A 10,160-nucleotide genomic window follows, 5' to 3' on the forward strand; every position below is an offset into this window, starting at 1 on the left:
TCGATCAGGGATGAATAGCGACGCGCGCGACGACCGGACAGGGGCCGATTCACGAGCGATCGGCGACGACAAGGAACGTCTCGCCGAGACCTTCCTGACCAGCCGCAAGCTGAAGCTTCTGGCGCGCAACCATCGCTGTCGGTTTGGCGAAATCGACCTCGTCATGCTCGACGAGGCGGTGCTAGTGTTCGTCGAGGTCCGCTATCGAAGCTCCGGTCGGTTCGGTACGCCCGCGGAAACCGTGGACGCGCGCAAGCAGAAACGTCTGATCGCGGCGGCGCGCCACTACCTCCAGACCCATCCCAGTCAACGGCCCTGCCGCTTCGATGTCATCGCCATCAGCGGCCGGGATGAAATCCAGTGGATCAAGCATGCCTTCATACTCGACTCTTCCTAGACGAGGCGCGCTCGCCAGTCTCATCGTCTCGCTCGGCCTCGCCGTGACGGGCTGCGCGCCCTTGATCGTCGGCGGTGCCGTCGCCGGCGCCTCGGCGGTCTATGACCGACGCCATTATCAGGTGGTTCTTGACGATCAGCGGATCGAACTCGCCGCCATGCAAGCCCTGAGTCAGGATCCGGACATTCGGGACCGTGCGCGCATCGCGGTCACCAGCTACAACCACAGCGCCCTGCTCACCGGACAGGCGGACTCCGAAGCCATCGCCCAGCGCGCCGGCGACCTAGTCAGCCGCATCCCCAAGGTGACGCGGGTCATCGATGAAATCGGCATCGGCGCCAGTGTCGGGATGGCGCGAACCTCCGACGACGCCCTCATCACCTCGCGCGCCAAGCTTGAACTGACCAGCATCGATCTCCCCGACTTCAATCCAACGCGGGTCAAGGTCGTCACCGAGAATGGCGTGGTCTATCTCATGGGACTGGTGAGTCCCAGTGAAGCGGAGGCCGCCGCCGAACGCATCCGCTATGTCCCAGGCGTCCGGCAGGTAATCAAGCTCTTTGAATACTCGGTGTCCGATGCCTGAACTCACTCCGGGCCTACGCGCCGACCTCGCGCGCATCGCGGGTGACGGCGGCCTCCTGACGGACCCGGCCGACTGCTGGCCCTACGGGTACGACAACAGCCGCCGGCACGCCCTGCCGCGGGCGGTCCTCTTCGCCACGCGCGAGGAGCAGGTCGCGGCACTCGTCGGGCTCTGCGCCAAGGCCGGTCTGCCGCTCACGGCGCGCGGCCTGGGGACCGGGACCACCGGGGCCACGGTGCCCGATCACGGCGGCCTGGTCCTGTCCTTCGAGCGCATGGACCGGATCCTGCGCGTCGCGCCCGGAGACCGCCTGGCCGTGGTTCAGCCAGGCGTGATCAATGCCAAGCTGCAGAAGGCCGTCGCCTCCGCCGGTTTCTTCTGGCCTCCCGACCCCACCAGCGCGGCGACCTGTACCATCGGCGGTAACCTCGCCTACAACTCGGCTGGCCCGCGTGCCGTCAAATACGGAACACCGCGCGACAACACCCTGGGGCTGCGCGCCGTGAGCGGCACCGGCGAGGTCTTTCGCGCCGGCGTGCTGACCACCAAGGGGGTCGTCGGCTACGATCTGACGCGGCTGATCATCGGCTCCGAAGGCACCCTGGCCCTCATCACCGAAGCCACGCTCAAGCTTACCCCTCTGCCCGAGGCCAAACGCACACTGCGCGCGACCTATGCCGATATCCACGCCGCCGCCCGCGCGGTCTCGTCCATCATGGCCCAGCCCGTCACCCCCTGCGCGCTGGAATTCATGGATGCGTCCGCGATCGCCATGGTCAGCCGCTACTCGGAGATCGACCTCCCGCAAGGCGCCGGAGCACTCTTGATGATCGAGGTGGACGGCCCGGCGGCCTGTATCCACGAGGCACAGCAGGCGGTGGCGGAAGCGGCTCGAATCGCGGGGCCGCTCGAGCTGCGGCTCGCCGAAACGGCGGCGGAAGTCGCGGCGCTCTGGAAGACACGCAAGGCCCTTTCGCCCGCGCTGCGCCACATCGCACCGAAAAAGATCAACGAGGACGTCGTGGTTCCGGTCTCGCGCATGGGCGAATTCATCGAGGAACTGGAACGGCTCTCGCGCGCGACCGGTATCCGGATCGTCAATTTTGGCCATGCCGGCAACGGCAACATCCATGTCAATCTGCTGATCGACCCAGAGGATAGCGATGAGGTGGCCCGCGCCGCCGAATGCCTGGACGCGGTCTTCGCACTGGTGTTGCGTCTGGAGGGCACGCTCTCCGGGGAGCATGGCGTCGGACTCGAAAAGCGGGATTTCGTGGATCGCGAACTGGATCCGGTCGCGCTCGGGCTCATGCGCGGAATCAAGGCGCACTTCGACCCGGCCGGCATCCTCAATCCAGGCAAGTCGCTACCACTGGAAGGTTTTCTTGCAAAACCCGACCGGGGGCTCGTGAAATAGACAGGATTGAAAATTTCCAGGAAACCTTGCGCCCCTGATCCGCCCGGTCATAGACAGGATGAGCAGGATTTATAAAGCTCTGTTTTTAATCCTGTAAATCTTGAAGAATCCTGTTAATCCTGTCCATTTCCGGAGCTTTCGGTCGGGTACGGACGCTCCCGGAAATCGCCCCAGGCTCGCTAGATTCCGATCTACCGGCCCGGCCGTACCAGGCCACCCAGCCCGACCGTCTCAAGGGCATCCAGCAGCAACCGGCGGACCGAGCCGGCATCCTCGCATTGCAGGGCCACCTTGAGCACCTCGCGCGCCCGCACCTTGCTGATGCTGCGGATCACCTTCTTGACGCGCAACAGACTGCCGGCTCCCATGCTCAGACTATGGACACCCATCCCGAGCAGCAGGAAGGTGGCCAGCGGATCACCCGCCATCTCGCCGCAGACGCTGACCTCCTTGCCGTGGAGTCTGGCGCCCGTCAGGATCTGGAGCAGGGCGCGCAGCACGGCCGGGTGGTATTCGTTGTAGAGCTTGGCGACATGCGGGTTGTTGCGATCGACGGCGAGCAGATATTGCGTGAGATCGTTGGTGCCGACCGAAAGGAAGTCGACCCGGCGCGCCAGGGCCTCGGCCTGATAGACGGCGGCCGGAACCTCGATCATGACGCCGACCGGCGGCATCCTCACCTGATAGCCTTCCTCAAGCAGTTCGTCATGAGCGCGACGGATCAGCAGCAGGGCATCGTCGACCTCGGTGACGGTGCTGACCATGGGTAGCAGCAACTGGAGGTTGTCCAGCCCAATGGCCGCCCGCAGGACGGCCCGGACCTGGGTAATAAAGATTTCCGGGTGATCGAGCGTGATGCGGATCCCTCGCCAACCGAGAAAGGGATTGGCCTCGTGCATCGGAAAATAAGGCAATGGCTTATCGCCGCCGATATCCAGGGTGCGGATGGTCACGGGGCGTGGCGCGAACAGTTCGAGCACATGTCGATAGTTCGCCATCTGGGCGGCCTCGCCCGGAAAGCTATCGCGCACGATAAACGGCAGCTCGGTGCGATAGAGGCCGACCCCGGCGGATTCCTCGATCCCCAGTGGACGGTTCTCCGAGACCAGGCCGGTATTGAGGTACAGGGGAATCAGATAGCCGTCCGTGGTCTCGGCCGGAAGATGCCGGAGGGCCTGGAGTTCATTGGTCAGCGCCGCGTCGTCGGCGGCGAGCCGCTGATACTCCAGACGCACCGCCGGACCGGGCGAAACGTAGACACGGCCGCGGTAGCCATCCACAACCATTTCGCGTCCCTCGACCCGCCCCACGGGCAGATCCGACACACCCATCGCCGCCGGAACCCCCATGCCACGCGCCAGGATGCCGACGTGGGATGAACCCGAACCGGTGGTGGATACGATTCCAGCCAGCTTTTCGCGCGGGACATCGGCGATCTGCATGGCGCTGATCTCCTCGCCCACCAGAATCGCCTGGGCTGGGTACTGGATCGGCGCGGCGACCTGATTCTGCAAATGCATCAGGATGCAGCGGCCCAGGTCGCGGACATCGGAGGCCCGCTCGCGCAGATAGGTGTCATCCATGTTGTCGAACACCCGGGCGTGCTCGGTGATAGTCTCGCGCAAGGCCCCAGGCGCCCAATTGCCGTCGCGAATCCGTGACAGGGTGCCGTCGATCAGGGTATCGCTCTCCAGCATGAGGCGCCAGGCATCGAACAGCGCCATGTCCTCCGTGCTCAGATGAACCTGCGTGCGGGAGGCGAAACGGTCGAGATCGTCGGCCACGTTTCGTACCGCCCGGCGAAAATCCTCCGACTCCGCCGCGGGATCCTCGGGCCGACGGTCGGGCACGGCATCCAGATCCGCCGGCGGATAAACCACCACGGCGACGCCGATACCGATACCTGGAGAAGCCGCCAGACCCGGCAGAAAGCGTTGCGGAATGCCCTCGTCCTGAAGGCGCGCGAGTTCGCCGCTGGTACGGGCGAAGGTGATGGCGCCCGCCAACTGCGAGGCCAGGGTCATGACGAAGGTGACCTCGTCCTCCCCGAAGTGCCGCTGCTCGCGCTGGCGCAAAACCAGCACGCCCAACACCTTGCGGTTCTGAATGATGGGCGCCCCCAGGAATCCGTGATACCGCTCCTCGCCGGTATCGATGATGCACTCGTAGCGAGGATGATTGGCCGCGTCGTCCAGATTGATGGGTTCGGCGCGCTCGCTCACCAAACCGATCAGCCCCCGCCCGAGTTCCAGCCGCACCCGCCCGACGGCGTCCTTACGCAGTCCATCGGTCGCGTGCAGGACATGTCGGTGATTGTCGTAGTCGTTGAGGTAGACCGAGCAGACATCGGCGCCCACGGCACCCTTAACGCGACGCACGATGATGGTCAACGCCTCCTCAAGGTCACGGGCGTTGTTCACCTCCTGAACGATGCGCCTGAGGGATTCGAGCATGCTGAAGGACGGGCTCACGCCCGGCGACGATTGGATGTCGGACAAACTGGTGCCTGGCTGAAGGGTTGCTGGATCGAATTGGCCGCCATTGAAGGCAAGAGCCGGAAGTGACGGAGCCGCTTATCAACCAGCGCGCCCGCGCCTTGAACTCATTCACGGACAAGAGGTTTGGGATCGGCTAGGGATACCTTTGGCGCAGAAATTTGGAGGTTCCGGAATAGACATGGCCGCGTTCCGGCACACCCTCCGGGTAGAGTATCGGAGCCAGTTCCTCAAGCGCCTGCTGATAGACGTGGCGCTTGAAATACACTACCTCATATAGGGGCTGCCAATACCTGACCCAACGCCAGGCATCGAATTCCGGCTTGTCCGTGCGGTCGAGGCAGAAGGCGTCCTCGCCGCAGTCGACCCGGAGCATGAACCAGACCTGCTTCTGACCGATGCAGGTCGGGCCACAGTGGCGACGGATATAACGCTTGGGCAGATGATAGCGCAGCCAGCCGCGCGTGCAGCCAAGGATGGTCACATGCGGCTCCCTCAGGCCGACTTCTTCCTCCAACTCCCGAAACATGGCCTCCTCGGGCGTTTCGTTTGGATTGATGCCCCCCTGCGGAAACTGCCAGGCATTCTGGCCGACGCGGCGCCCCCAGAATAGGCGTCGGTCCTGATTGGTCAGGATGATGCCGACATTGGGTCTAAAGCCGTCGTGGTCGATCAAGGATTCATGTCCCCTTGGCTTGTCCTGCCCCATTTTTCCACAGACCGCTCGTCCCCGGCAAGCAAGGCCGAGTATAAGCGATTGCCAATCAAGAGCTTGGTCGTCGTGGCCGGGGCTTCCGTCACGCTCGGCGCGACGCGCCGGAACCGCACGGACAACCGACGGGCCTTGAAACAGGTTCGCGAATCCGTGAGTATCCCGGATGCTCCGGGATACTCACCCCCATCCTTCATCACCGACTGGAATCCGCCTCGTGCCACTGGCTATTTTCGATCTCGACAACACCCTTCTGGATGGCGACTCCGACTACCTCTGGGGACGCTTTCTCGCCAGACACGGCGTCGTGGATGGCGATACGTACGAGCGCGAGAACGAACGCTTCTACCGCGAATACCTGGCCGGCACACTTGTGATCCAGGAATTCCTCCGCTTTTCGCTGCGTCCGCTCCGCGATCACCCCAGGAACCGCATGGAGGCGCTGCGCGAGCGCTTCATGGCCGAGATCATCCAGCCCATCATGCTCCCGGCCGCGCGCCGCCTCATCGAGACCCACAAGGCCGCAGGTGACATCCCGCTGATCATCACGGCCACCAACGCCTTCGTCACCGCCCCCATCGCCGCGCATTTCGGGGTGCCGCACCTGATCGCCACCCTACCCGCCGAAAGCGAGGGCGTCTATACGGGCGAGGTCGAAGGCGTGCCGGCCTTTCGCGAGGGCAAGGTCATCCGCCTGGAGCAGTGGCTGCGCGAGCACGACCTGGACCTGACCGGAAGTTGCTTCTACAGTGACTCGCACAACGACCTGCCGCTCCTGGAGCGCGTCGACCGTGCCGTCGCGGTGGATCCGGACGCGCGATTGCGCGAGACCGCCGAGGAGTGCGGCTGGCTGATCATCTCCCTGCGCGGCTGAGCCCCGGCACGACCCACCCAGGCTAGCCGCCCCACGGTCACCTCCCCGTCATCGGGTTCACATCAGCCCGCAACAGTCGCGCACTAAGATCATCCTCCAGGCATTTTTCCTTCGGAGGGTTTTTCATGGTCCTGTCCGCCAGTGCGTTGCCAGCCAAACGCGGCGAGCGTCTGTTCGTCGAGATCGCTACCTCCGAGCCGGAGGTGCGGGAGGCCCAAGCGCTTCGCTACCGGGTCTTCGGCAAGGAGATGGGCGCGAAGCTAAAGGGCGGCGTCGGCTACGACTGTGACGAATTCGACGACTATTGCCAGCATCTGCTGGTCCGCGAGACAAGCCGCGGCGAGGTGGTTGGCTGCACGCGCCTCCTGACCACCGAGGGCGCCGGCCGCGCGGGTCGCTTCTACTCCGAGAGCGAGTTCGAGCTGGGGGCCATCACTCGCCTGGAAGGACGTCTCCTAGAGGTTGGCCGAACCTGCATCGACCCTGAATTCCGACAGGGTTCCGCGATCGCGGTACTCTGGTCCGGACTGGCTGGATTCATCCAGCGACATGGATTCGACTATCTCTTCGGTTGCGCGAGCGTCCCGCTCGGCGAGCATGACATCCAGGCATCCGCCATCATGAATCGCCTACGCCGGCAGGCCATGGCGCACGAGACCCTGCGGGTGAACCCAAGGGTTCCGCTGATCGCCACCCAGGTGCCGGATGACATCCTGGACGCACCGCTACCGCCCCTGCTGCGCGCCTATGTGCGTCTCGGCGCCAAGGTCTGCGGGGATCCCTGCCGCGATCCCGATTTCGGTGTCGGAGATGTCCTGATGCTGCTCGATGTCGACGAACTGAATCCAACCTATTCCCGGCATTTTCTCGAAAGAATCACGAACGATTAAGAAACGATGGTTACCCGGTCACTGTGGAGAACCCTGCGGGTCGTCGAGCACCTGACGACAGGCGCCCTACTTGCCCTATCTATCCGCCTGACATCTGGCCAGGGTCGTCGGCCAGCCTGGCTGCCCAAGGCCGTCCGCTGGTGGCACCGCCGACTCTATCACGCCCTGGGAATCCAACTCAGGGTGGAAGGGCGTCCAATGCCCAACGGCCTGCTGATCGCCAATCATATCTCGTGGCTCGATATCCCGATTCTGGGGGCTCAGGGTGAACTCGGCTTCCTCTCCAAGTCGGAGGTTCGGGGCTGGCCGCTGATCGGTTGGATGGCGAAGATCGCGGGCACCCGCTTCATCGAGCGCGGCGCTCACCAGTCCCAGGCGGTGCTTGACCGGCTTCTGGAGGATCTGTCCCAAGGTCGTTCCATCATGATCTTCCCCGAGGGAACCACGACGGATGGACGCGGCGTGAGCCGCTTCCACCCGCGACTCTTCGCGCTCGCCCAGCAACCGGGAATCCATGTCCAGCCGGTCGCGATCAGCTATCGGGGCGTAGGCGCCTCCGGGCCAGACACCCAGGTTCCCTACGTCGGGGAAGATACACTGATCGCCAATCTCTGGCGGCTGATCCGTCATCCGGGCCTGGTCGCTCATGTTCGGTTCATGCCTCCCATGCGGGCCGAGCAAGGGGAATCGCGCCGCGCGCTCGCCGAACGCGCCCGATCTCGGATCGTCGAGGCACTCAACCTCGAATCCCGGCACCCCGATCGCGATACCCCGATCAGCGCGGTCGAGACGTGGCCGCATGGTGTCGACGATAGGGTCATCAACCTGGATCCGCGTCCGCTCTGAGCGCATGAGCCCTCCGATCCCCATGTCATCGACACACCAGCCTCGCGACCGGCTCAGGATCGCGATCGTGACCGAGACCTACCCCCCGGAAATCAACGGGGTCGCGAACACCATGCTCCACCTTGCCGAGGGGATGGCGGAGCGGGGCCATGACATCCAATTGATCCGCCCGCGTCAGCGGACCGATCGGCACAAGCCGGAGCCAGGACAGTTCGATCTGCATCTCGTCCCAGGGCTACCCATCCCCGGCTACCGCGGCCTACGCTTCGGACTACCCGTCTACTGGCGTCTGCGCCGGCTGTGGAAGCGCCATTCGCCCGACCTCGTTTATATCGCCACGCAGGGACCGCTCGGGCACGCCGCGCTCGCCACGGCGCGCGCGCTCGGAATCGCCTCGGTCACGGGTTTCCACACCCAATTTCATCAGTACAGCCAGCACTATGGACTCGGCCCGCTCATGCACCGGGTCGAGGATACCCTGCGTCATTTCCACAATCGATCCAACGCGACCCTGGTTCCCACCACGGAATTGCAGAGCCAACTGGCTGGGCAAGGGTTCGAGAACGTCCATGTTTTCGGTAGAGGCGTGGATGTCGCACGCTTTGCCCCAAGTTGGCGCGATCCGGAACTACGCCAGTCCTGGGGCTGCCGCGAGGATTCACTCGTCGTCCTCTATGTTGGCCGCCTCGCGGCCGAGAAAAATCTGGATCTGGCGCGCACTGGATTCCAGGCGATCCTATCGGATTGCCCGGACGCGCGCTTCGTGCTGGTCGGCGACGGGCCAGAGCTTATGCATCTGCGACGCGAATTCCCGAGTTTTTTATTCGCCGGGGCGAAAGTTGGAGACGAACTCGCCGCCCACTACGCCTCCGGCGATCTTTTTCTCTTCCCGAGCCTGACCGAAACCTTCGGCAATGTCGTGACCGAGGCCATGGCGAGCGGGTTACCGGTGATCGCCTTTGATTACGCGGCGGCCCGCTCGCACATTACCTCATGGGTCAATGGCGTGACCTCGCCAGTCGACGACCGCGAGGGCTTCATCGCCGCCTGCCGCGAGGCGATCCGCGATCGGGAACGACTTCGCCGAATGGGGCTCGAAGCCAGAAGGACCGCCGAGGACATCAGTTGGGCGAGGGTATTGGGCAGACTCGAGGAGCGTCTTTTCGAAGTAATCCACCGACAACGCGGAACGGAGGCTTGTCATGCAAGCATGGCTACAACATCTAAATGATCTAGAGCTGTCCGTCTGCCGCGTCTGGAGTCGTTCTGGTCAGCGTCAGTGGATCCAGCGACCCTTCGCCATCGTCAGCCGGCTCGGCGACGGCCTATTCTGGTACAGCCTGATGGGGGCCTTGCCCTTGACCCACGGCCTCGCCGGCCTGCAAGCCAGTCTCCACATGCTCGCGACCGGCGGGATCGCACTCTTGATATACAAATCGCTCAAGGGCGTTACCCGGCGCGAACGTCCTTGCCACCATGCGCTGGACATCAACGCCCTCGTACCACCGCTGGATCACTACAGCTTTCCGTCCGGTCACACGCTACACGCCGTGAGTTTCTCGACCGTCGCGATCTACTACTTCCCGGAACTGGCCTGGGTATTGATCCCCTTCGCAACCCTAGTCGCCATGTCGCGAATTTTATTGGGACTCCACTATCCAACCGACGTCCTGGTCGCGACCCTGATTGGATTAGGACTCGCCTACACGGGCATTTCGCTGGTTGCCTAGAGAGGACCAGTGCGGCGCGGGGGCGGTGCGGGATCTTCGGCGAGTGCGGTAGAGAGGCGGTTTAGATCCGCCCCCTGGCGGCCAGGGGCCAGGGGGCGGGAGATCGCGGAGGGTTGAGTCGCGCGCGCAAGTCTTTATCGGGCAAAACAAAACCCCCGGTTCCGGAGGAACAGGGGGTTTTGGGGGATAAGGCCCTGGCGGTGACCTACTTTC

General features: G+C 63.9%; 10 protein-coding genes. 8 read left to right on the plus strand and 2 right to left on the minus strand.

Annotation, left to right across the window (positions count from 1 at the left end):
* Window positions 1-10 precede the first annotated feature (10 nt).
* The 3 genes from CKO27_RS02270 to CKO27_RS02280 are packed head-to-tail and all read left to right on the plus strand — an operon-like array spanning window position 11 to window position 2,400.
* Window positions 11-397, plus strand: a complete 387-nt coding sequence (locus CKO27_RS02270) for a YraN family protein (protein WP_200373244.1) — start codon at window positions 11-13, stop codon at window positions 395-397.
* The gene (locus tag CKO27_RS02275; protein WP_200373245.1) at window positions 372-983 is read left to right on the plus strand and encodes a BON domain-containing protein; all 612 of its coding nucleotides are present in this window, start codon (window positions 372-374) and stop codon (window positions 981-983) included. The genes CKO27_RS02270 and CKO27_RS02275 overlap by 26 nt, the downstream gene beginning before the upstream one ends.
* Window positions 976-2,400, plus strand: coding sequence for an FAD-binding oxidoreductase (locus CKO27_RS02280; protein ID WP_200373246.1), 1,425 nt, complete (start codon window positions 976-978; stop codon window positions 2,398-2,400). Before CKO27_RS02275 ends, CKO27_RS02280 begins: the two co-directional genes overlap by 8 nt.
* Window positions 2,401-2,591: 191 nt before the next feature.
* Here CKO27_RS02280 and ptsP read toward each other — a convergent pair whose 3' ends face one another.
* Together ptsP and CKO27_RS02290 are read right to left on the minus strand one after the other, a co-directional pair.
* Entirely contained in the window at window positions 2,592-4,853 is a 2,262-nt protein-coding gene (gene ptsP, locus CKO27_RS02285) for a phosphoenolpyruvate--protein phosphotransferase (protein WP_200373247.1), read from the minus strand.
* Between the two features lie 178 nt (window positions 4,854-5,031).
* Window positions 5,032-5,571 carry an RNA pyrophosphohydrolase gene (locus tag CKO27_RS02290; RefSeq protein ID WP_200373248.1) on the minus strand — a complete coding sequence of 180 codons (540 nt, stop codon included), beginning with the start codon at window positions 5,569-5,571 and terminating at the stop codon, window positions 5,032-5,034.
* Window positions 5,572-5,824: 253 nt separating this feature from the next.
* Between CKO27_RS02290 and CKO27_RS02295 the strand changes: the two genes are divergently transcribed.
* From CKO27_RS02295 to CKO27_RS02315, 5 genes are all read left to right on the plus strand, one after another.
* Entirely contained in the window at window positions 5,825-6,481 is a 657-nt protein-coding gene (locus CKO27_RS02295) for a histidinol-phosphatase (protein ID WP_200373249.1), read from the plus strand.
* 125 nt (window positions 6,482-6,606) lie between these two features.
* On the plus strand, window positions 6,607-7,371 hold the full coding sequence (locus CKO27_RS02300; RefSeq protein WP_200373250.1) for a GNAT family N-acetyltransferase: 765 nt from the start codon (window positions 6,607-6,609) through the stop codon (window positions 7,369-7,371).
* Between the two features lie 6 nt (window positions 7,372-7,377).
* On the plus strand, window positions 7,378-8,217 hold the full coding sequence (locus tag CKO27_RS02305) for a lysophospholipid acyltransferase family protein (protein WP_200373251.1): 840 nt from the start codon (window positions 7,378-7,380) through the stop codon (window positions 8,215-8,217).
* Window positions 8,218-8,221: 4 nt separating this feature from the next.
* Window positions 8,222-9,448 (plus strand): glycosyltransferase family 4 protein, encoded by a 1,227-nt coding sequence (locus tag CKO27_RS02310; RefSeq protein WP_420825809.1) that lies wholly within the window; start codon window positions 8,222-8,224, stop codon window positions 9,446-9,448.
* Window positions 9,420-9,947 carry a phosphatase PAP2 family protein gene (locus tag CKO27_RS02315; RefSeq protein ID WP_200373253.1) on the plus strand — a complete coding sequence of 176 codons (528 nt, stop codon included), beginning with the start codon at window positions 9,420-9,422 and terminating at the stop codon, window positions 9,945-9,947. Before CKO27_RS02310 ends, CKO27_RS02315 begins: the two co-directional genes overlap by 29 nt.
* The last annotated feature ends 213 nt before the right edge of the window (window positions 9,948-10,160 follow it).

The sequence above is a fragment of the Thiocystis violacea genome, from assembly GCF_016583575.1.
GTDB lineage: Bacteria > Pseudomonadota > Gammaproteobacteria > Chromatiales > Chromatiaceae > Thiocystis > Thiocystis violacea.